Below are 21491 nucleotides of genomic sequence, written 5' to 3'. Positions count from 1 at the left end.
TGCCGAGGCACCCAATCGATACTTTTTTATGATTGATCTGAACGATCTGCATTACTTTGTTTTGGTAATCGATCACGGAGGATTTGCGCCTACTGCCCGCGCATTAGGCATCCCGAAAACCAACCTCTGTCGTCGCATCGCGCTGTTGGAAAAGCGGTTGGGCGTGCGGCTGATCGTGCGTAATACACGCAACTTCAAACCGACGGAGATCGGCCAAAGTTATTACACGCACTGCCGCGCGATGCTCGCTGCCGCCAATTCCGCGGAAGACGTCGTAGCGATGACACGTAACGAGCCGACCGGATTGTTGCGGGTGACGTGCCCGATCGCATTGCTGGAGGAGTGCGTCGGCTCCATGGTGACGCAGTTCATGGCCGAACATCCGCGCGTAGAGGTCCAACTCGAAGCGACCAACCGGCGGGTGGATGTCGTTGCCGAAGGCATCGATATTGCGCTCAGGGTACGAGTGCGGCCGTTCGAAAACTCCGACTTGATTACGCGGGAGTTGTCTCAGCGCGTACAACGCCTGGTTGCCAGTCCGTTGTTGCTGGATCGTTATGGCGCGCCCAAATCGCTCGTCGATCTGGCGCGTTTTCCAACGGCTTATCACGGCAATCCGCAACGGGACTACGAATGGGCGCTGTTTCACGAGGACGGAACCAGTCAGGTCATTCGCCACCGGCCCCGTGTCGTGACCAATGATCTTCGAATGCTCCGTCTGGCAGCGTTGAGAAGCGTTGCGCTCGTTCAGTTACCGACGGCGCAGGTTTTTCACGACTTGTCCGACGGACTCCTGGTCGAAGTCCTGCCGGAGTGGGCACCCAGGACCGAGGTGATTCACGCCGTCTTGCCGACCCGGCGCGGCATGCTGCCTTCCACCCGGCTGCTGCTCGATTTCTTCACGGAGCGCTTCCGGCTTCTCGATGATCCGTTTCGTGGACCGCGACATAGCCCATGAAGCGAGGCTCGCGTGCGGGTCGCCTTCAGCGAAAGAACGTCGAAGGGTGCAGCGTCCAAACATCGCTTCCGCATCCTTAAGCGAGGTCGTATATGCCACAAACGCCGAAGGCACCGGTGTCGCCAGAGAGGCCACGAAACCCGTCCCGCAATCACATCGGCGCAAGACCATGCTGCTCCAAAAATCGTCTGATCGTATAGCCGGTCAAAAACAAAAATACCGTACCGAGACAAGACGCCAGGAAGCGCATCGACGGATAACGATGGGCAGGTTCACGTGATCCGATCTGAAGCGCTTTGAATGTCATCGTTTGAAGGCCGTCGAGTAACACGACAACGTCTGTCAACGTGCCCTATGGTCCGGAAAAACGGCCACCACCATAGAGCAGGACTGTCGGCTCCTCCATTCAATATGTGAGAAAACGCTCACAATCATTGAGACCCTACAAAACCTGCAGTCCGCGCCATCCATCATCCCACCCCAATAATTCCCCTTGACGCCCTATCTTTCGAAATATATCTTTAGATATGTTTTACGACACATAGGACAGGATCATGCGACACAACCACTTCCGCGGCCATGCCCGATGCGACGGTCATGGTGCGCAGGCCCGCCCTGACTGGTTCGCCGGTCTCTGGTACGCGATCGGCCGCCACCGCCGCGGCCACGATCCATTCGGTGGCGGCCCGTTCGGTGGCCGTGGCGGGCGCGGCGGCTTTGGCGATTTCGGCGACGACGGCATGCCGCGCGGCCGCCAGTTCAGCTCCGACGATCTCCAGCTGCTGCTCCTCGCACTGGTCGCCGAGCAGCCGAGCCACGGCTACGAGCTGATCAAGGCGCTCGACACGCGCTCGAATGGTTTCTACAGCCCGAGCCCCGGCATGGTGTATCCGGCGCTCACGTATCTCGAAGAAGTCGGCTTCGTCGCGTCGCAGGCGGAAGGCAACCGCAAGCGCTATGCGCTGACCGACGCCGGTCGCACGCATCTCGACGCACAGCGCGAACGCGTCGACACGCTGTTCGCGCGCCTCACGCACCTCGCCCGCAAGATGGAATTCATGCGCCGCGCGTTCGCCGGGGAATCGGCGGGCACCGAAGCGCAGGACGAATCGCAGGCCGGCTGGCTGCCGGAGTTCGTCGAGGCGCGCCTCGCGCTCAAGCGGGCGCTGCTGCACAAGAGCGCCGCCGATGCCGACGAACAGCGCCGCATCGCGGCCATCATGCGCCGCGCGACGGCCGAAATCGAAGGCGGCTCCGGCGCGTGATCCGCGCCGCCCCGTCAAAACCCAAGGAGAACGGATTGATGCAGAACACATCCGAGCGCACCGTCACCCGCGTGCGCCACACCCTCAAGTTCCGCCTGTTGCAGGTCCTGCGCGTGCATGCCGTGACGCCGCATCTGCTGCGCGTCACGCTCGGCGGCCCCGATCTCGCGGATTTCGAATCCGCGTCGTTCGACGATCACGTGAAGGTATTTTTCCCGCCGCCCGGCGCCGAACGGCCCGCACTGCCGACGCTCGGCGAGAACGGCCCCGAGTTTCCGGAAGGCGAACCGAAGCCGGTCGCGCGCGACTTCACGCCGCGCCGCTTCGACCGCGCCGCCTGCGAACTCGATCTGGAATTCGTGCTGAACCATCCGGGCCCGGCGTCGCAGTGGGCCACGCAGGCCCGCGTCGGCCAATGGCTCGGCATCGGCGGCCCGCGCGGTTCGTTCGTTGTCCCGACCGGCTTCGACTGGCATCTGCTGATCGGCGACGATACGGCGCTGCCGGCCGTCGCGCGGCGTCTCGAGGAATTGCCGGAAGGTGCGCGAGCGGCCGTCGTGCTGGAAGTCGCCGATCGCTCCGCGCAGATCGCATTCGACACGCGCGCCGACGTGCATGAAATCTGGCGCTTTCGCGCGGAAGCCGACGCGGCGAATGGCGACGTGCTGCTGAATGCCGTTCGCGACCTGCCGCTGCCGCCGTCCGGCGACGGCTACGTGTGGGCGGCCGGCGAAGCGCTGTCGATGCGCGCGGTACGCCAGCACCTGACCGGCGAGCGCGGCATCGACAAGTCGCGCATCCGCGCGGCGGCCTACTGGAAACGCGGCGCGGCGGCCGTGCACGAAACGCTGGAAGACTGACGTCTACGGGTCGCTGGCGCCGAACAGACGGCATGCGCACACGCTGAAACAATCGTGGCGCCGGCGCACCAGCGGGCTTGGCACCGGTATCGCGGCTGGTATATATCTATGTCTGCGACGCCGCTGTCAGGCGACAGCCGCCGCAGCCCGCCCAGGAGCGCCCGGTCATGACAAAAGCAAGCCACGCTTCGCCTTTCCTTCGCAACCTGAAGATCGCCGGTTATTGCGGCCTTGCCGCGGTGGTCCTCGCGCTGTTTGTCGCGATGTGCGCGATCCTGAAGGAAAGCGCCCTCGACCGCGATGCCGCTCAGCACCCGGCCGATACACCCGAACTGCACGATGCGGGCGGTGGCCCGTCCGCATCGGCCGATGCGTCGACCAAGACACCCGGCTGACGGCGTCCTGCCCAACGACCTCCCGCTGTTTACGGCGCGTGCCGGCGCCCCATCACGACGGCATGCACCGAATCGCCGATCCGTTCGAGCGGCGCGCTCACGCGTTGCCCGTACAGATGCGCGGCCAGCGCGCCGGCCGTGCCGACCAGCACGCCGCCCGCCATGTCGAACGGCCAGTGCACACCCGCGTAGACGCGCCCCCATGCGATGACCACGGCCAGCGCAGCCATCACGAACCCGGTGACACGCGTCGTGCTACCGAGCATCAGGCCGACCGCCATGCTCCACGCGAACGTCATGTGATCGCTCGGAAACGAGCTGTCCGGTGCATGCGGAATCAGCTGCGTACCGACGCCGGCCATGAACGGGCGCGGCGAAAACCAGAAATGTCCGAGTACCTGCGCGAGCGCGAGTGCCACGCAGACGCCGACGCCGGCTTCGATCGCCTGGCGCCGCGCCGGGCGCGCGCCGAAGATCCAAGTCAGCAGCAACATCGCCGGCAGCGCATAGACGAGCCAGTCGGCGGCAAAAATGGCAAGGCGGGCGACGCCCGGCTGCGGTGCAACCCCGGCGTTGATGGCGGAAAAGAGGGTGAGATTGAGGTTCTGCATGAATCCGGTTGCGTGGGGCGTAAAAGGTCGACCGGTTGCCCGGCCAGATACGAACGATGCTAGGGCGTGCCCGCTTAAGCGATGCTTAATGGGGCGGCCGCACGGGGCGAGGCCCGCCGCGGCGAACGCACTTAGAGCCTGCACTGCAACACAAGTTCACACAATTGTCATATTCCCGCGCGACCGTCTCCTGTAAAGGCTCACCCCGCCTCCCGTAAAGGCTCACCTTTTTCACATCATGGCGTCATCGATGCATGCGACCATCGAGCCGCCGGGCGCCATTCAGGCCGTTTGCATCGTTCATCTCAATATTTACGCCGCAAATTATTCGAAATCGGCAACAATTAATTCCAAATGCGGCATCGCACAACGGCAACGCACAGGCATACGATTACGACCACTCATCCACGAAGCGATCAACAACAAGGAGTCCGCATGAAACCCAGCGATGTCCGATCGAAAGCGTTTGCGATGCCGTTGACCAGCCCTGCCTTCCCGATGGGCCCGTACCGTTTCGTCGATCGTGAGTTTCTGATCATCACGTACCGCACCGATCCGGACCGTCTCCGTGAAATTGTCCCCGAGCCGCTGCAGGTCACCGAGCCGCTCGTGCATTACGAATTCATTCGCATGGCCGATTCGACCGGCTTCGGCGACTACACCGAAAGCGGCCAGGTGATCCCCGTCGAGTACAACGGCCAGCCGGGCGGCTATACGCTCGCGATGTATCTCGACGATCACCCGCCGATCGCCGGCGGCCGCGAGCTGTGGGGCTTCCCGAAGAAGCTCGCGTCGCCCACGCTGCACGTGAACACCGATCACCTCCTCGGCACGCTCGACTACGGCAAGGTGCGCGTCGCCACCGGCACGATGGGTTACAAGCACAAGGAACTCGACATCGACGAGCAGACGAAACGGCTCGCCGGCCCCAATTTCCTGCTGAAGATCATCCCGCACGTCGACGGCACCGCGCGCGTCTGCGAACTGGTGCGCTATTACATGCAGGACATCAAGATGAAGGGTGCATGGACGGGCCCCGCATCGCTCGAGCTGGCGCCGCACGCGCTCGCACCGGTGGCCGACCTGCCCGTGCTCGAAATCGTCGAAGCCCGGCACCTGGTCGCAGATTTGACGCTGGGCCTCGGCGAAGTCGTCTACGATTACCTGGCTCAGTAACACGTCCGCAGTCCTTTCTCCCTGTCAATCCTTTCACCACGGGAATTCGAACATGAGCAACCTGAATGGCAAGACCGCAGTCGTCACGGGCGCCGCGAGCGGCATCGGCAAGGAAATCGCACTCGAGCTCGCCAAGGCAGGCGCGGCCGTCGCGATCGCCGACCTGAACCAGGACGGCGCGAACGCGGTCGCCGACGAGATCAACAAGGCAGGCGGCAAGGCGATCGGCGTCGCGATGGACGTGACGAACGAGGAAGCCGTGAACAGCGGCATCGACAAGGTTGCCGAAACGTTCGGCTCGGTCGACATCCTCGTGTCGAACGCGGGCATCCAGATCGTCAACCCGATCGAGAACTATGCGTTCTCCGACTGGAAGAAGATGCAGGCGATCCACGTCGACGGCGCGTTCCTGACGACGAAGGCCGCGCTCAAGCACATGTACAAGGACGATCGCGGCGGCGTCGTGATCTACATGGGTTCGGTGCACTCGCACGAAGCGTCGCCGCTGAAATCGGCATACGTGACGGCCAAGCACGGCCTGCTCGGTCTGGCACGGGTGCTGGCGAAGGAAGGCGCGAAGCACAACGTGCGCTCGCACGTCGTGTGTCCGGGCTTCGTGCGCACGCCGCTGGTCGACAAGCAGATTCCGGAGCAGGCGAAGGAGCTCGGCATCAGCGAAGAGGAAGTGGTGAAGAAGGTGATGCTCGGCAACACGGTCGACGGGGTGTTCACGACGGTGCAGGACGTCGCGCAGACGGTGCTGTTCCTGTCGGCATTCCCGAGCGCCGCGCTCACGGGGCAGTCGTTCATCGTCAGCCACGGCTGGTTCATGCAGTGAAGCCGCGCGCCCCCACCGAAAAGCAGGCCGTCGATGCGGCGGACCTGCATCACGAAGCCGGCGCACCGGCCCCCGCGCGGTCGCTGCCATACGAAACCATCGCGCTCGTCCTGCAGGGCGGCGGCGCGCTCGGCGCCTATCAGGCCGGCGTGTTCGAAGGCCTGCACGAGGCGGGCATTCCGCTCGACTGGATCGCGGGCATCTCGATCGGCGCGCTCAACACCGCGCTGATCGCGGGCAACGCGCCCGAGCATCGCGTCGAGCGCCTGCGCGAATTCTGGGAAACGATCTGCCAGCCGGCGTTCTTTCCGACGATTCCGGCCGCGTTCGAATTCGCGCTGTTCAACAGCATCGACCAGATCCGCACGTTCTTCACCGCGTCGCAGGCGGCCAGCGCAATGATGCAGGGCCAGCAAGGCTTCTTCGTGCCGCGCTTCCCGCCGCCGCTGCCGGGCGTGTCCGACCATCCCGAGAAAATCAGCTGGTACGACACGTCGGCGCTGCGCACGACGCTGCTGAAGCTGTGCGATTTCGACCGGATCAATTCGGGCGAGACGCGCGTGTCGGTCGGCGCGGTCAACGTCGGCACCGGCAACTTCGTGTACTTCGACAACTCGCGCATCCGTCTCGCGCCCGAGCATTTCATGGCGTCCGGTGCGCTGCCGCCCGCGTTCCCGCCCGTCGAGATCGACGGCGAGTATTACTGGGACGGCGGCGTCGTGTCGAACACGCCGCTGATGGAAGTGCTCCGCGCCCGGCCGCGCCGCGACACGCTCGCGTTCCAGGTCGATCTGTGGAGCGCACGCGGGCCGCTGCCGCGCACGATGGCCGACGTCGCCGAACGCACGAAGGACGTGCAGTATTCGAGCCGCACGCGTTTCGTCACCGACACGCTGCAGCGCGAACAGCGCTACCGCAACGTGCTGCGCCACGTGCTCGAACAGGTGCCGGAAGCGCAACGCAAGAGCGACCCGTGGTGCGTCGAAGCCGACGCGATGTCGAGCGGGAAGAAGTACAACATCCAGCACCTGATCTACCAGCAGAAGGCGTACGAGCATCACTACAAGGACTATCAGTTCGGTCTGTCGACGATGCGTGACCACTGGTCCGCGGGTCTCGACGACATCCGCAAGACGCTCGCAGTGAAGGACGGCCTCGCGCTGCCCAACAACGACGCGGGCTTCGTCACGCACGACATTCACCGCCGCCGGTAATGCCGTGTGCAACGGGCCGGCGCGCGTCGTGCGCCGGCCCGTCCTCATTTCAGATTCGACAATGCCGATTTTCATTGCGCTGTTCGCGCTCATCGCCGCCGGATGGGGCGCGGTTCACCTGTTTCACGTCATCGCCGCGCAGTTCGGCCAACCGGTCGCGATCGCGGCCGCCGTGCTCGCCGCCGCGATCCTGATCGCGCTGATCGCGGGGTGGATCAAACGCCGCCGCGACATCGCACCGAATACGAAGGAAGAAGGCTGGACGCACATCGTGCATCGCGCGTGGGGCGAGTTGCGCGTGTCCGCGACGCAAGGGCTGCTGTGGCTGTCGCATGACGGCGCGGACGGCCGCTATACGCTGTCGCAGCTCGACGGCTGCCAGGCCGCGCCGATCGGCGGCCGCTGGCATCTCGTCGTGCGCGTGCGCGACGCCGCGCGCAGCGAATGGAAGCTGCCGATGACGGACAAGCGCGACGCACAGCGCTGGGCGCGCGTGCTCACGCTTGCGAAGGACAACCGGCTCTGAACGCGCGTTCGCCCGCTCGTGCCACCGCGCGACGATCCGCTATCGCCCGCCGAGCGCCCACAGCGCATCGAGCACGTGCTGCGTCGCCCGCTCGACGGGACCGGCCCGATGCGCAATCCCCAGCTCGCGCCACAACGCCGGGCGTAGCGGCCGCATGACGATCCGCGCATCCGGCAGCGGCGCGCCGGCCTCGTGCGGCAAAAGCGTCGCGCCGTACCCGGCGGCGACCAGGCTCTTGATCGCATCGTTGTAGTTGAGTTCGATCCGCGGCTCGGGCCGGTGGCCGCCGAGCGCGAACCACTCCGTCGTGAGCCGTGACAGACGCGTCGTCGCATCGTTGAGAATCAATGGGCGCGCGGCCAGATACGCCGGCGTCACCCGGGCCGGAAGCGGCCAGTCCGCCGGCAGAAAAGCCATCACCGGATCGCGCCGCCACGGGCGGATCGATAACCCCGCGACCGGCGCCTGCGGCAGCGCAACCAGCCCGACATCGAGTGTGCCTTGCGCAATGCGCGCCAGCGTATCCTGCGACGTGAGCACCGCGATCTGCACATCGATATCCGGATGCTGCGCACGCAACCCGGCCACCGCCTGCGGCAACAAGTGCGCAATCGCCCCGGTCGATGCGCCCAGGCGCACCCGTCCGGTCAATCCCTGCACCTGTCGCTGCACATCGTCCAGCGTCGATTCGACCTCGGCCAGCAGACGCCGCGCCCGCTCCACCAGCACTTCGCCGATCGTCGAAGGCCGCACGTTGCCACGCGTGCGGGTCAGCAGCGGCGCACCGACGCGGCTTTCCAGCTCGGCAACGTGAAGACTGACGGTTGGCGGTGCGAGATGAAGCCATTGCGCCGCCGCGACAAAGGATCCCTGGTCCGCGATCGCGACCAGCGTACGCAGGCGGTCCAGACTGATCTCGCGCATCGAACACCTCTCGTTCAGAAAAGCTGAATCAAATGGTCAGCAAATTCAACTTTTCCTATTCTAGGCGTTCGGCGGACCATACGGCTTCCCCCGACGACCGAACGCGAGGAACACGACCATCATGAGCTTCCCCACTGTCTTCATCGACGGAGACCAGGGCACGACCGGACTGCAGATTCTGGAGCGTCTGCGCGACCGCGCCGACTTGCAGTTGCTCACGCTTCCGGCTGCCGAACGCAAGGACCCCGTGCGGCGCGCCGACGCGCTCAACGCATGCGATATCGCGCTTCTGTGCCTGCCCGATGCGGCCGCGCGCGAAGCGGTCGGCTTCATCCGGAACCCCGCGGTACGCGTGATCGATGCAAGTTCGGCCCATCGCACGCAGCCCGAATGGGTCTACGGCTTTCCCGAGATCGCCGACGGACACGCGCAGCACATTGCGCACGCGAAGCGCGTCACCAATCCGGGCTGCTACCCGACGGGCGCGATCGGCCTGCTTCGCCCGCTGTTGCAGGCCGGCCTGCTGCCGCGCGACTACCCGGCGAGCATCCACGCGGTCTCCGGTTACTCGGGAGGCGGAAGGGCCGCCGTCGAAGCATTCGAATCCGGCGACGCCGCCGCACGCATGCTGCCGCTGCAGGTGTACGGCCTGGCTCTGGAGCACAAGCATGTCCCCGAGATCCGGCTGCATGCCGGGCTCGCACACCGCCCGTTCTTCGTGCCGGCCTACGGTGCCTATCGGCAAGGCATCGTGCTCACCGTACCGATCGAGCTGCGCCTGCTTCCGGCCGGCGTGACCGGTGAGCAACTGCATGCGTGTCTCGCGCACCACTACGCCGCCGCGCGTCACGTCGACGTCACGCCGCTTGCTGACACGCACGCGATCACGCATCTCGATCCGCAAGCGCTGAACGGCACCAATGACCTGCGGCTCGGCGTGTTCGTCAATGAAGATCGCGGGCAGGTGTTGCTGTCCGCCGTGTTCGACAATCTCGGCAAGGGGGCATCCGGCGCGGCCGTGCAGAATCTCGACTTGATGCTCGGTACGTCGAGCGCGGCGTGAGTCTCGCGCAGGCACCGTCAAAGGTCTGCCCGGCAGGCAGATCCACGTCGCGCCGGTGCCTGCGCACGCCCCCCGTAAAAGCTCACCTTTAGACGATTTCAGGCCGTATCGTCACCCGCTGCGGCATTCATCCCTGCCAGCGTCTCCGCCAGAAAATCCACACACACACGCACCTTCGCCGACGCCGCGACGCGTTCCGGATACACGGCCCAGATGTTCGCGGGCTGGATCGCGTCCGGCAGCACGCGACACAGTTCACCGCGCTCGATCAGCGGCGCGGCTTCCCAGATCGAGCGCAGCACGATCCCGCGGCCGGCCAGCGCCCATTGCACGGCCACCTCGCCGTGGTTCGTCGACAGCGCGCCGCCGACCTTCACCGTGACCGTTTCGCCGCGCACGTTCAACCGCCAGACGCCGAACGGATGGTCGCGCTCCTTGATTGCAAGACAGTCGTGCGACGCGAGATCCGCGAGCGAGCGCGGCATGCCGCGTCGTGCGAGATAGTCGGGCGACGCGCACAGCACGCGATGGTTCGCGGCGAGGCGGCGCGCGATCAGGTGATCGGCGATCTCGTCGCCGATGCGCACGTCGAGGTCGTAGCCTTCACCCGCGACGTCGACGAGCCGGTCGAACAGATCGAGCCGCACGTTCAGTTGCGGATAGCGCGCACTGAAGTCGAGCAGCGCCGGGGCGACCACGTGCCGGCCAAAGCCGAAGCTGCTCGAGATGCGCAGCGTGCCGCGCGGCACCGTGCGGGTGGTCGACACGTCCTCGACGAGATGATCGACGTCGTCGAGAATCTTCTCGGCGCGCGCGAACACGCGTTCGCCGGCTTCGGTGACGGTCACGCGGCGCGTCGAGCGATGCAGCAGCCGTGTGCCGAGCTGCGCCTCGAGCAACGCGATGCGTTTGCTGACGTAAGCGGGCGACACCGCGAGCTGCTCGGCGGCCGCGCTGAAGCTCGTCAGGCGGACGACCAGGCTGAACACGCGCAGGTCGTCGAGATTCGGCGATTTGTTCACGATTCGTGGAAAGTCGATTAACCTTTCCCGCGATTTTAATCCGGATGGAAATAAATAGAATGGCGTGACGGGCTGCTGCCTCCCCGGCAGCCGGCCGACCAGACAAGGAGAGTTACATGACCGACAGGACCTACAGGATTGCCGTGATTCCCGGCGACGGCATCGGCCGCGAAGTGATGCCCGAGGGCCTGCGTGCGCTCGACGCCGTTACCGCGCGCTTCGGCATCCGCTTCGACTTCGTCGAGATCGACTGGGCGAGCTGCGACTACTACGCGCAGCACGGCAAGATGATGCCGGACGACTGGAAGGCGCAACTGTCGGGCATGGACGCGATCCTGTTCGGCGCGGTCGGCTGGCCCGCGACGGTGCCCGATCACATCTCGCTGTGGGGCTCGCTGCTGAAATTCCGCCGCGAATTCGACCAGTACATCAACCTGCGGCCCGCGCGCCTGTTCGACGGCGTGCCATCGCCGCTCGCGGGCCGCCGTGCGGGCGACATCGACTTCATGATCGTGCGCGAGAACACCGAGGGCGAATATTCGTCGGTCGGCGGCACGATGTTCGAAGGCACCGATCGGGAAGTCGTGATGCAGCAGTCGATCTTCACGCGGCATGGCACCGAGCGCGTGCTGAAATTCGCGTTCGAGCTGGCACAGCGGCGCGCGAAGCGCCTCACCGTCGCGACGAAGAGCAACGGCATCGCGATCAGCATGCCGTGGTGGGACGCACGCGCGGCCGAAATGGCCGAACGCTATCCCGAGATCGCCGTCGACAAGCAGCACATCGACATCCTGTGCGCGCGCTTCGTGTTGCAGCCGGATCGCTTCGACGTCGTCGTCGCGTCGAACCTGTTCGGCGACATCCTGTCGGATCTCGGGCCGGCCTGTACGGGCACGATCGGCATCGCGCCGTCGGCGAACCTGAACCCCGACCGCACGTTCCCGTCGCTGTTCGAACCCGTGCATGGGTCGGCACCCGACATCGCAGGGCAACACATCGCGAACCCGATCGCGATGATCTGGTCGGCGGCGATGATGCTCGACTTCCTCGGCAACGGCGCGGGCCGCGAACGCGACGCGCATGACGCGATCGTCGCCGCGATCGAGGACGTGCTGCGCACCGGGCCGCATACGCGCGATCTCGGCGGCCAGGCGGGCACACACGAAGTCGGTGAGGCGATCGCCGCGCGCATTGCGGGCTGAGAACCGGGGATCGCGCCCGGCGCTCGCGCCGGGCGGCACTTCATGAATCCGTCTGCGGTGAGCGGCACGCGATGCGTTTGCGCACTCGTGCCAATGGATCCGGCGTGGATGCGGTGAAGTCGAGCGGTGAGCAGCATCGCACCGTAACGCGCACTGCTTGCACCGTCGCTCGTCGAAATCGATCCGATCGGTGAGTTGCACGTCACGCACGCCCACACCGATCGTCAATGCCTGGCCGATGCAATCGGCGGGATGCATCACGCGGTGAAGCACACCGCTGCACGTCAACGTGCCCGCTTCACCCGTGCGATGTCGCGCCGAGCGGTTCGAAACACACAGTCCAACGCGACATTTCACTTCATCCCGAAAAATCTCACCTCAGCGTATCGGCTCCCGAATTTCCTCACCATTCAATCCGGGTGAGGCATTCGCCGCTGCGCTGCATCGACGCCAACCTCACAGCCCGAGATCGGACAGCCCCGGATGATCGTCCGGACGACGGCCGAGCGGCCAGTGATAGAGACGATCGGCCTCGCGAATCGGCAGATCATTGATGCTCGCATGACGATGCGCCATCAAACCGTTTTCGTCGAACTCCCAGTTCTCGTTGCCGTACGAGCGGAACCAGTTGCCCGCGTCGTCGTGCCATTCGTACGCGAAGCGCACCGCGATGCGATTGCCGTCGAACGCCCACAGTTCCTTGATCAGCCGGTAGTCGAGTTCGCGCGCCCACTTCCGCTGCAGCAGCGCGACGATCTCGTCGCGGCCCGTGACGAACTCCGCGCGATTGCGCCATCGGCTTTGCGGCGTATAGGCGAGCGACACGCGCTGCGGATCGCGCGTGTTCCACCCGTCCTCGGCGGCACGCACCTTCTGGCGCGCCGTTTCGAGCGTGAAGGGCGGAACGGGCGGACGGACTTCGGGGGATGCGGACATGGATTGCTCCTGTTCAGGGTTCTGGCCGCGCACGTACGCGGCCGGTTCGGATTCGCTGCGTCGGCTACCGCGATACGGTATCGAGCAGCAGTTCGGCTGTCGCGCGCGCATCGCGCGCGGCGCTTGCATCGCCACTGACGAGCGCCACGCCGATCGCGCCGTCGATCAGCACGAGCCATTGACGCGCGATGCGCGCAAGCCCGCGGCGCTCGATGCCCGTTTCGTCGGCATACGCGTCGACGCACTCGCGCACGAACGCCAGCAGGCGTGCCTTGTGCATGCGTGCGACGACGCGCACGGGATCGTCGGCATCGGGAATCTCGCCGGCCGCGTTCAGGAACGCACAGCCGTGAAAATCGGGGTGCCCGAACCAGTCGCGCAGTACGTCGAACATGCCGAGCAGCTGCGCGCGCGGCGTCTTGCCGCGTGCCAGCGTCGCGTCGACGAACCAGCGCATCCAGCGCGCGTCACGGCGTTCGAGCGCGGCGACGACCAGCGCCTCTTTCGATTCGAAATGCGAATAGAAGCTCTTTCGGGCCGCGCCGGATCGCTTGACGATTGCATCGACACCCGTTGCATGGATGCCGCCCGAATAGATCAGCGCTTCGGCCGCGTCGAGCAGCCGGTCGCGCACGCCCGGTTCGCCGGTGGAGTCGTGAAGTGTGTTCATGGGTTTACGGTAGAACGATCGTTCTCCATCGTCAACACCCATGTGAAAAAGCCCTGCCGGCGAGAGGGCCGAATCGCGTCCCGGCCCGCCGCGTTTACGACATTTTTTCTTGAAGCCAGGACGCGACGCTCACTACACTTCGGTCACCCTGTCTGGGCGAAAGGACATCATGCAGCGACCGGAATCCGCGCGCCCCGCGCGCGCCTATGCGGCTTATGCGAAGCGGCTCGACGGCCGCGTCGTCGTGCGGCGCTTCGATCCGCACAACGATTCGTACGACGTGCTGACCGCGCTGTTGCATCGCGCGTTCGCGCCGCTCGGCGCACTGGGCTTCAACTGCCCGGGCGTCGATCAACCGGCATCGGCGACGCGCGAACGCGTGCTGACCGGCGAATGCTTCGTCGCGCTTGGCAACGCCCATCTGGTCGCGACGATGACGATGCTGTCGCACGATCCCGATTCCCGTTGCGATCCGTATCGCAGCCGGCGCGTCGCAACACTCGGCCAGCTGGCCGTCGATCCAGTCTGGCAGGATCGCGGCATCGGCCGCTCGCTGCTCGCGTTCGCGCAACGTCGGGCGGCCGCGCGCGGCGCGACGCATCTCGCGCTCGACGCGCCGTACGCGGCCGTCCGGCTCGTCGATTTCTATCGTCGCGAAGGTTTTCAGCCGGTCGACGTCGTGCGCTTTCCGGGACACAACTACGACAGCACGATCCTGTGCAAGGCCGTCAGCGTCGCGGACGGGCGCCTGCATGCGTACGACTCGACGCAGATCGACGTCGTGCGGCAAGCCGGTGCTGCGTCATGAAACACGATGCACCGAAGCACGATGGCGGCGACGATCGCACGCAGCTCGACGTCCGCCAGGCCCGCGTGCGTGCAGCGCTGCGGCTGCGCGGCGTGATGAAGCTGACGATCGTCGCGATCGCGGTTGCGCATGCGCTGACGTTCGCGTTCGAAGGCCTGCTGGTCACCGCCGGTTTCGCGCCGGATGCCGCAGCGGTGCTGCTGTTCCGTTTCGTGACGTGCGCGCTCGTCAGCTTCTGGCTGCAGGCGGATGCGTTGCGCGCGTACCGGTACGCGGCGCAACACGGGTTCGTCACGGTTCCCGGCACATCCGGCGAGCCGATCGACGTTGCGCCGCAGTGCCCGAAACGCTGGCTCGTCGTGTTGAATCTTCAGCTCGACCCGCGCGGATTGAATGGTGAGCGGATCAAGTAACGCGCTGCGCACCGGTCGATGCCATTGCATCGTGCGCGAGTATGAGTGAGTTGCAACGCGGCGCGCAGCTCACGGTTGATGTCCCGGTCCGACGCGACATCGCATGCGGCCGACAGCGAACGATCGCACGACGAGCGAAGCAGGGAATTACGCGGAAGAGGAGGCAGCAGGCGCCGAATCGCGTGACGGGAAGAAGCGGGGCGGCAGTCGACGGGTGAAGCGAACCTGCGATTGCAAGTCACCGATGCGAGATCGTGTTGCGATTCGGCGCGCAAACACAGCTCCCGAATAATCTCACCTCAAGCGCTGAATCGCGCATTCCGGTGGCGACGGCGAGCGTGAAAAGAAAACGGGGCAGGCGGCAAACCTGCCGCGCTGCCCCGTTTCGACACGCGACTCAAACCGTCCAGTCGAGAATCACCTTGCCACTTTCGCCGGACAGCATCGCGGCAAAGCCTTGCTCGTAATCGTCGGCCGCGAAGCGATGCGTGATGATCGGCGACAGGTCGAGGCCGCTCTGCAGCATCGCGACCATCTTGTACCAGGTCTCGAACATCTCGCGGCCGTAGATACCCTTGATCTCGAGCCCCTTGAAGATCACCTGGTTCCAGTCGATCGCGGTTTGCGCGGGCGGGATGCCGAGCAGCGCAACCTTGCCGCCGTGGTTCATCGCCTCGAGCATGCTCGTGAACGCGCTCGGCACGCCGGACATCTCGAGACCGACGTCGAAGCCTTCGGTCATGTGCAGGTCGGACATCACGTCGCGCAGCGACTCGCGTGCAACGTTGACCGCACGCGTCGCGCCCATCTTGCGCGCGAGCTCCAGCCGGTAGTCGTTGATGTCGGTAATGACGACGTTGCGCGCGCCGACGTGCTTCGCGATCGCGACGGCCATGATGCCGATCGGGCCAGCGCCGGTAATCAGCACGTCTTCGCCGACGAGGTTGAACGACAGCGCCGTATGCGTCGCATTGCCGAACGGATCGAAGATCGACGCGAGATCGTCGGAGATCTCCGGCGGAATCTTGAACGCATTGAATGCTGGAATCGCCAGGTACTCGGCGAACGCGCCTTCGCGGTTCACGCCGACGCCGACCGTGTTGCGGCACAGATGCCGGCGCCCCGCGCGGCAGTTGCGGCAGAAACCGCACGTGATGTGCCCTTCGCCGGACACGCGATCGCCGATCGCGAAGCCGCGCACTTCCTGCCCCATCTCGACGATCTCGCCGACGTATTCATGACCGACGTGCATCGGCACGGGAATCGTCTTCTGCGCCCAGTCGTCCCACTTCCAGATATGGATGTCGGTGCCGCAGATCGCCGTGCGGCGGATCTTGATCAGCACGTCGTTGTGGCCGACTTCGGGACGCTTCACGCGCGTGAGCGTAAGGCCGGGGCCGCGCTCGAGCTTTGCCAGTGCTTTCATGGTCGCGCCTCCTTCAGATGATGCCGAGCGACTTGCCGACGCGCACGAACGCAGCGACCGTCTGGTCGATCTGCTCGGGCGTATGCGCGGCGCTCATCTGCGTACGGATGCGCGCGCGGCCGCGCGGCACGACGGGAAACGAGAAGCCGATCACGTAGACGCCTTCGGCGAGCAGCTTGTCGGCCATGTTCGTCGCGAGCTGCGCATCGCCGAGCATCACCGGGATGATCGGATGCGCGCCGGGCACGAGCGTGAAACCCGCTTCGGTCATCTGCTGGCGGAAACGCGCGCCGTTCTCGCGCACGCGCTCGCGCAGCTTCGCGCCTTCGTCGCTGCCGAGCAGTTCCAGCATCTTCAGCGATGCCGCCGCGATGCTCGGCGTGAGCGTATTCGAGAACAGGTACGGACGCGAGCGCTGGCGCAGCAGCTCGATCACCTCGCGACGCGCGGCGACGTAGCCGCCCGATGCGCCGCCGAGCGCCTTGCCGAGCGTGCCCGTGATGATGTCGACACGGCCTTCGACGCCGCAATGCTCGGGCGTGCCGCGGCCGTGCGTGCCGATGAAGCCGACCGCATGCGAATCGTCGACCATCACGAGCGCGCCGTAGCGATCGGCGAGATCGCAGATGCCTTTCAGGTCGGCGATGATGCCGTCCATCGAGAACACGCCGTCGGTCGCGATCAGCTTGTGGCGCGCGCCCGCCGCGTCGGCTTCCTTCAGCTTCGCCTCGAGGTCGGCCAGGTCGTTGTTCTTGTAGCGGAAACGCTTCGCCTTGCAGAGGCGGATGCCGTCGATGATGCTTGCGTGGTTCAGCTCGTCGCTGATGATCGCGTCGTTCTCGTCGAGCAACGTCTCGAACAGCCCGCCGTTCGCGTCGAAGCAGCTCGAATAGAGGATGCTGTCCTCGGTGCCGAGAAACGCGGCCAGTGCGCTTTCCAGTTGCTTGTGGACGGTTTGGGTGCCGCAGATGAAACGCACCGATGCCATGCCGAAGCCGTCCTGGTCGAGGCCGGCCTTCGCCGCATCGATCAGGCGCGAATCGTTCGCCAGACCCAGATAGTTGTTCGCGCAGAAATTGAGCACGCCGGCACCGCCGGCGAGCCGCACGGCCGCCGCCTGGGGACTCGCGATCTCGCGCTCGGTCTTGTAAAAACCGTCCGCGCGGATCTGGTCGAGCGTCCCGCGCACCTGGGCGAGAAAGGCATCACGCATCGCAAAGCTCCTGACAGGGATTCGCATTCCGCTGCGCACCGCTCGTGGCGGCGGCGCAACGGCCTGCTACTGTTATAGTCGGTCGTTCGGTTGACCGCATTTATCCGATATTCCGAACTAGAATTCGAAATATCGAACAACTCTAAGCGAACGGAATCCAAATGGCAAGTTCCTCCCGGTCGCGGCGCACGCCTGCCGACACCGCACCGCAACCGCCGGCCGTCACGCCGCCGCGTGTCGGCGAGCAGATCCAGCGGCTGCGCAACGAGCGCAAGCTGACGCTCGACGACCTGTCGCGCGCGGCCGGCGTATCGAAATCGATGCTCTCCGAGATCGAGCGCGACAAGGCCAACCCGACGATCGCCGTCGCGTGGCGGCTGACGAACGCGCTCGGCATCACGCTCGACGAACTGTTCTCGCAGCCAAAGGCGCCCGAGACGATCCGCGTGGACGGCCCGCACGACATCCCGACGCTCGCCGGCCACGACGGCCGGTACCAGCTGCGCGTATGGGGCCCGATCGACCTCGCCGGCAAGTTCGAGTGGTACGAACTGACACTGCCGGGCGGCGGCGCGCTGGTATCGAACGCACACGAACCCGGCACGCGCGAGCACCTCACCGTGCTGCAGGGCGCGATGGAAATCGAAGCGGCAGCGGCCAGCCGGCGCCTGAAGGTGGGCGACACCGCACGCTACCCGGCCGACGAGCCGCACGCGATCCGCAATCCCGGCAAGGCCGAGGCGCGGGCACTACTGATCGTGATCCATCGCTGACGGCGCGGATAGCCGGCCAAAAGGTCGATTGCAGGCCAGTTGCGGAAAACACTGTATGTTTGTACAGTATACGGACATTCCGCCATGCACGGGCCGGAGCCGGTGCACCGAGGCGCCCGCCCCGGTCGACAGGAGCCTGCAATGACAGAAGAACAAGATTTGGCCGCGCTCAGCTTCAAGGCTGCCGCGCACGATCTCGAGCTGATCGTCCGGCATATCGCCGGGCGCTACATCCGCCAGCGCGTGCCGCTGACGTGGCGCCTGCTGCACGCGATCGAAGCCGAGGCACTCGCCGATCTCGGCTTTGCCAGCCGGCACGAAGCCGGCATGCGTCAACTGTTCGAACGGCCGTCGGACATGACGTTTCCCGAAACGGACGATCCAATCGACTTCGGGCGCTCGAATGCGCTGCCCGCCGTCTTTTCGTTCGCGGTTCTCGCGTATGAAGCCGCGGCAACGTCGCACGACACGGCGCCGCGCGAGCGCGCTCCCCGTCAGTCCAAGGCGTGGGGCGACTGATGGCCAGGCCCCGGCCGCAACGCACGGCGGCCGGTCCAGTCTCCTGCTGCTCGACATGTTGCGGAAAGGGTTACCATATACGCAACTAACGGAATAAACACCATGTCCCCTCCCGCCTCTCCCGACACCGCTGCGCGCCCGGAAGAAAAGGATCTGTTCGACCGCGGCGCATCCGACTGGATCGTGTCGCCCGAAGCCGCGTTCGACGCCTGGCTTGCAATGCAGGACTATCGTCGCTCGTCGGCCGATGTCTATCGCGCGCAATGGGGCGCGTTTCTCGCGTGGATGCGTGCACATCAGAAGAATCTGGCAACGGTCGACACGGCAACCATCGCAAACTTCGTCGGCGAGTTGCCAATCAAGAAAACCCAGCGCATGCGCTATCTGCGACTGATCGAGCGTGTGCTCGACCACATCCGGCGCACCGAATACGCATCGACCAATCCGGCGCGCTTCATTGCTCAGGATGGCGAAGCGAACTGGCGAAAGGCACGCGACAACGAGCCCACCGGTTTTCTCACGCCGGCCGAGCGCGCGACGTTGCTCGCCTATCTGTTTTCACCGATCGGCGTATCGGGGTCCGCTTACTGGAAAGAGCGGCGCGATCGCGCGCTCGTCGCCGCATTTCTCGGCGCCGGCATCAAAACCGGCGAAGCGCGCGCACTCACGATTAGTTGCATCAATACGAGCGGCACGTCGCTGCAGATCGAGTCGACGCATCCGGATTACGCGCGAGAAACCCATCTCGCATCGTTTGCGATCGCGCTGCTCGAAGCATGGCTCACCGAGCGCAAACGCCAGGAGATTCCGGGAGAACTCGTATTCCCCGCATCGCATGCCGGACGGCCGATGCACAAGGCGACGATGCTGCGCGCCATCGACGCGATCGTCGAATCGGCCGGGCTCACATCGTCGCGCACTGCACGCGCGAGCCCGCAGACGCTGCGCAATACCTATGCGGCCGAACTGTTCGAACACGACGTGCCGTCCGAGCGGGTCGGCAAATGGCTCGGCTTCATGCGGCCGGTCTCGTCGAACCGCCTGCATCGCGCATGGAAAAACTGGCGCGACGGGCTGGCCGACAACAACGGTGACGCAACGGACAGCGACGAAACTCACTGATCGGGAAATGGCTGCTCACGCGAAACGATCCGTGAGTGGCCTTGCGTGGCACAGCCTCACCGTTTCACAGCTCCCGAAAAACCTCACCTCAAGCGTCCCGGATCGTCTCACCTGTGCGGTACCGCCGACCTTCGGGTCAGCTATGGGCAAACCGCGCGACGGCTTCCAACCGGGACGGCCATGCGCCCGAAGCGTGCTCGCACTCGGGGCACGCCACCTCGAAACCCTCGTCACCATGTGACAGCTCCGGTTCGCCATCGCAATGCGGGCACTGCGTCGGCGCCGGAATCTCCTGATCGAGCGAGGTGCCGATCGCGGCGTACGCTTCCGCATCCAGTTGCCCGGCATCGGCCAGGCGCCGGATCAACGCGGCGATTTCCGGATTCATGCCTCGGCTCGCACGCAACGAATTCACGTCGCGCGTCGCGCGGTCCAGCTCATCGCTCTGGGTACGCAGCTGTTCTTCCAGCCGATCCGCGCGGGCTTTGGCCGAGCTCAGTTGCTGCAGGAAATCGAATTCCTTGCGCTGAACGTCGCGCAAACCGTTCTGGTAAGTCGACGCCATGCTGCGCAGCGAGTCCAGCTCGACCAGCATCGGCTTTACGCGGCGTTCGGCTTCGGCCACCGCATCCTTGATTTGTTGCGCGTAGTGTTCGGTACGCTGCTGCAATTCGGCCTGCAGCGCATCGATGCGATCGCGCAGCGCAGCGTTCTGCGCCTGTTCGGCGTCGATGCGCGTGGCCGCCACGGCCAGTTCCTTTTCCAGTCGCGCGACTGTGGTGAGCAACGTTGCCTCGCTTGCCGAACCGTGAGTCGTCTGCGACGCGAGCTGCACCTCGAGTTCCGTCACACGGGCCTGCAACTGCTCGTTTCGGGTTTCACCACGAGCGAGCGCGCCTTCGAGCGTTTCCTGGCGGACAGTTGCGTCGCGCAACCGTTGTTCGGCGTCAGCCACATCGGCGCGAACCTGCTCGCGGTCGCCATCGAGGCTGTCCCGCGCCGCTTTCAATGCTTCTTCATACAGTGCGCCGAGTAACGCTCCGGCCTTTTCCTCGACCGCCTTCGGAATGGCTGCACCGTCGAGCCTGATCTTGGACGCGGAACGGATGCGTTCCCAGAAATGGTCGATGTCTTTCGGAATATCGCTGGCACTGCCGGTCTGGGTGAGATCGCGGACGTTGGCGGCCGACGGCCGGATGCCGAGATCGAAGAACAAGCGCTTGCATGCATGCAGCGACAATTCCTGACGCCGGGCGCCGCTGGCACGCAGCGATTCCAGCTCTTCCCGAATGACTTGACGCATTTCGTCCAGGGTCATGACCGTGCTCACAGACATTGAATTGTGGCAATCATAACGAAATACGTATTTCTTGATACTTGTTTCGTGCTGACGTTGTGAATTTACGTCGTTTCGCACAGAAATCGGATCTGTGAGCCTATCTGGTTGACGATGGCTAACGATTCCGTGAAACAAAGCGAAGAAAGTTAGCCAAGTCCTTGTAGTACAAGCATTTTCCTGCGGACCCCGAATTTCGGCATTTGTTTCACATGACAGCG

At 65.0% G+C, this 21491-nt stretch carries 24 protein-coding genes; 16 read left to right on the top strand and 8 right to left on the bottom strand.

Annotation, left to right across the window (positions count from 1 at the left end; genetic code table 11):
- Nucleotides 1-28 precede the first annotated feature (28 nt).
- From OHZ10_RS18790 to OHZ10_RS18775, 4 genes are all read left to right on the top strand, one after another.
- Entirely contained in the window at nt 29-958 is a 930-nt protein-coding gene (locus OHZ10_RS18790; protein ID WP_342705530.1) for a LysR substrate-binding domain-containing protein, read from the top strand.
- 554 nt (nt 959-1512) lie between these two features.
- On the top strand, nt 1513-2223 hold the full coding sequence (locus OHZ10_RS18785; protein ID WP_059238253.1) for a PadR family transcriptional regulator: 711 nt from the start codon (nt 1513-1515) through the stop codon (nt 2221-2223).
- Between the two features lie 38 nt (nt 2224-2261).
- The gene (locus OHZ10_RS18780; RefSeq protein ID WP_174991731.1) at nt 2262-3083 is read left to right on the top strand and encodes a siderophore-interacting protein; all 822 of its coding nucleotides are present in this window, start codon (nt 2262-2264) and stop codon (nt 3081-3083) included.
- Between the two features lie 167 nt (nt 3084-3250).
- A complete protein-coding gene (locus OHZ10_RS18775) occupies nt 3251-3478 on the top strand; it encodes a hypothetical protein (protein WP_174991730.1) in 228 nt (75 codons plus the stop codon).
- Between the two features lie 29 nt (nt 3479-3507).
- On the opposite strand, the gene OHZ10_RS18770 is transcribed toward OHZ10_RS18775, so the two are convergent.
- Nucleotides 3508-4089, bottom strand: coding sequence for a phosphatase PAP2 family protein (locus tag OHZ10_RS18770; protein WP_059238259.1), 582 nt, complete (start codon nt 4087-4089; stop codon nt 3508-3510).
- Between the two features lie 250 nt (nt 4090-4339).
- Here OHZ10_RS18770 and OHZ10_RS18765 point away from each other — a divergent pair, with 250 nt between their 5' ends.
- From OHZ10_RS18765 to OHZ10_RS18745, 5 genes are all read left to right on the top strand, one after another.
- Nucleotides 4340-4528: a hypothetical protein gene (locus tag OHZ10_RS18765; RefSeq protein ID WP_342705529.1), complete on the top strand. Its 189-nt coding sequence runs from the start codon at nt 4340-4342 to the stop codon at nt 4526-4528.
- On the top strand, nt 4525-5265 hold the full coding sequence (locus OHZ10_RS18760; protein WP_059238261.1) for an acetoacetate decarboxylase: 741 nt from the start codon (nt 4525-4527) through the stop codon (nt 5263-5265). The genes OHZ10_RS18765 and OHZ10_RS18760 overlap by 4 nt, the downstream gene beginning before the upstream one ends.
- Before the next feature lie 52 nt (nt 5266-5317).
- Nucleotides 5318-6103: a 3-hydroxybutyrate dehydrogenase gene (locus tag OHZ10_RS18755; RefSeq protein WP_105391308.1), complete on the top strand. Its 786-nt coding sequence runs from the start codon at nt 5318-5320 to the stop codon at nt 6101-6103.
- A complete protein-coding gene (locus tag OHZ10_RS18750; RefSeq protein WP_256087012.1) occupies nt 6100-7317 on the top strand; it encodes a patatin-like phospholipase family protein in 1218 nt (405 codons plus the stop codon). Before OHZ10_RS18755 ends, OHZ10_RS18750 begins: the two co-directional genes overlap by 4 nt.
- A 61-nt stretch (nt 7318-7378) precedes the next feature.
- The gene (locus tag OHZ10_RS18745; RefSeq protein ID WP_059238268.1) at nt 7379-7843 is read left to right on the top strand and encodes a hypothetical protein; all 465 of its coding nucleotides are present in this window, start codon (nt 7379-7381) and stop codon (nt 7841-7843) included.
- A 39-nt stretch (nt 7844-7882) separates the two neighbouring features.
- On the opposite strand, the gene OHZ10_RS18740 is transcribed toward OHZ10_RS18745, so the two are convergent.
- Nucleotides 7883-8767 carry a LysR family transcriptional regulator gene (locus OHZ10_RS18740; RefSeq protein ID WP_059238270.1) on the bottom strand — a complete coding sequence of 295 codons (885 nt, stop codon included), beginning with the start codon at nt 8765-8767 and terminating at the stop codon, nt 7883-7885.
- A 121-nt stretch (nt 8768-8888) separates the two neighbouring features.
- Here OHZ10_RS18740 and argC point away from each other — a divergent pair, with 121 nt between their 5' ends.
- Nucleotides 8889-9830: an N-acetyl-gamma-glutamyl-phosphate reductase gene (gene argC / locus OHZ10_RS18735; RefSeq protein WP_342705528.1), complete on the top strand. Its 942-nt coding sequence runs from the start codon at nt 8889-8891 to the stop codon at nt 9828-9830.
- Nucleotides 9831-9928: 98 nt separating this feature from the next.
- Here argC and OHZ10_RS18730 read toward each other — a convergent pair whose 3' ends face one another.
- A complete protein-coding gene (locus OHZ10_RS18730; RefSeq protein WP_174991726.1) occupies nt 9929-10852 on the bottom strand; it encodes a LysR substrate-binding domain-containing protein in 924 nt (307 codons plus the stop codon).
- Nucleotides 10853-10968: 116 nt separating this feature from the next.
- On the opposite strand from OHZ10_RS18730, the gene OHZ10_RS18725 reads away from it, so the two are divergent.
- Complete coding sequence (locus OHZ10_RS18725; protein ID WP_342705527.1) at nt 10969-12054, top strand: tartrate dehydrogenase; 1086 nt, start codon at nt 10969-10971, stop codon at nt 12052-12054.
- A 456-nt stretch (nt 12055-12510) separates the two neighbouring features.
- On the opposite strand, the gene OHZ10_RS18720 is transcribed toward OHZ10_RS18725, so the two are convergent.
- Entirely contained in the window at nt 12511-12990 is a 480-nt protein-coding gene (locus OHZ10_RS18720; protein WP_050013484.1) for a DUF1348 family protein, read from the bottom strand.
- Between the two features lie 64 nt (nt 12991-13054).
- On the bottom strand, nt 13055-13660 hold the full coding sequence (locus OHZ10_RS18715) for a TetR/AcrR family transcriptional regulator (protein ID WP_342705526.1): 606 nt from the start codon (nt 13658-13660) through the stop codon (nt 13055-13057).
- Nucleotides 13661-13829: 169 nt separating this feature from the next.
- On the opposite strand from OHZ10_RS18715, the gene OHZ10_RS18710 reads away from it, so the two are divergent.
- Nucleotides 13830-14468, top strand: coding sequence for a GNAT family N-acetyltransferase (locus tag OHZ10_RS18710; protein WP_059238280.1), 639 nt, complete (start codon nt 13830-13832; stop codon nt 14466-14468).
- A complete protein-coding gene (locus OHZ10_RS18705; protein WP_342705525.1) occupies nt 14465-14881 on the top strand; it encodes a hypothetical protein in 417 nt (138 codons plus the stop codon). Before OHZ10_RS18710 ends, OHZ10_RS18705 begins: the two co-directional genes overlap by 4 nt.
- Nucleotides 14882-15278: 397 nt before the next feature.
- Here the strand turns inward: OHZ10_RS18705 and tdh are convergent, their stop codons facing one another.
- Both tdh and OHZ10_RS18695 read right to left on the bottom strand, forming a co-directional pair.
- Nucleotides 15279-16307 carry an L-threonine 3-dehydrogenase gene (gene tdh, locus OHZ10_RS18700; RefSeq protein ID WP_059238284.1) on the bottom strand — a complete coding sequence of 343 codons (1029 nt, stop codon included), beginning with the start codon at nt 16305-16307 and terminating at the stop codon, nt 15279-15281.
- A gap of 13 nt (nt 16308-16320) precedes the next feature.
- Entirely contained in the window at nt 16321-17520 is a 1200-nt protein-coding gene (locus OHZ10_RS18695) for a glycine C-acetyltransferase (protein WP_342705524.1), read from the bottom strand.
- Nucleotides 17521-17681: 161 nt separating this feature from the next.
- Between OHZ10_RS18695 and OHZ10_RS18690 the strand changes: the two genes are divergently transcribed.
- The 3 genes from OHZ10_RS18690 to OHZ10_RS18680 all read left to right on the top strand — a co-directional run bounded on the left by OHZ10_RS18690 (nt 17682) and on the right by OHZ10_RS18680 (nt 19934).
- On the top strand, nt 17682-18293 hold the full coding sequence (locus tag OHZ10_RS18690) for a helix-turn-helix domain-containing protein (protein WP_174991722.1): 612 nt from the start codon (nt 17682-17684) through the stop codon (nt 18291-18293).
- Between the two features lie 141 nt (nt 18294-18434).
- Nucleotides 18435-18812 carry a DUF2471 family protein gene (locus OHZ10_RS18685; RefSeq protein WP_059238290.1) on the top strand — a complete coding sequence of 126 codons (378 nt, stop codon included), beginning with the start codon at nt 18435-18437 and terminating at the stop codon, nt 18810-18812.
- A gap of 102 nt (nt 18813-18914) precedes the next feature.
- Complete coding sequence (locus tag OHZ10_RS18680) at nt 18915-19934, top strand: tyrosine-type recombinase/integrase (protein ID WP_059238292.1); 1020 nt, start codon at nt 18915-18917, stop codon at nt 19932-19934.
- Between the two features lie 136 nt (nt 19935-20070).
- Here OHZ10_RS18680 and OHZ10_RS18675 read toward each other — a convergent pair whose 3' ends face one another.
- A complete protein-coding gene (locus tag OHZ10_RS18675) occupies nt 20071-21252 on the bottom strand; it encodes a DNA-binding protein (RefSeq protein WP_059238294.1) in 1182 nt (393 codons plus the stop codon).
- Nucleotides 21253-21491 lie beyond the last annotated feature (239 nt).

The sequence above is a fragment of the Burkholderia arboris genome (assembly GCF_038723655.1).
Classification (GTDB): Bacteria; Pseudomonadota; Gammaproteobacteria; order Burkholderiales; family Burkholderiaceae; genus Burkholderia; species Burkholderia arboris.
The sequence above is the reverse complement of the archived record's forward strand: the minus strand, read 5'-3'. Positions and strand labels throughout refer to the sequence as shown.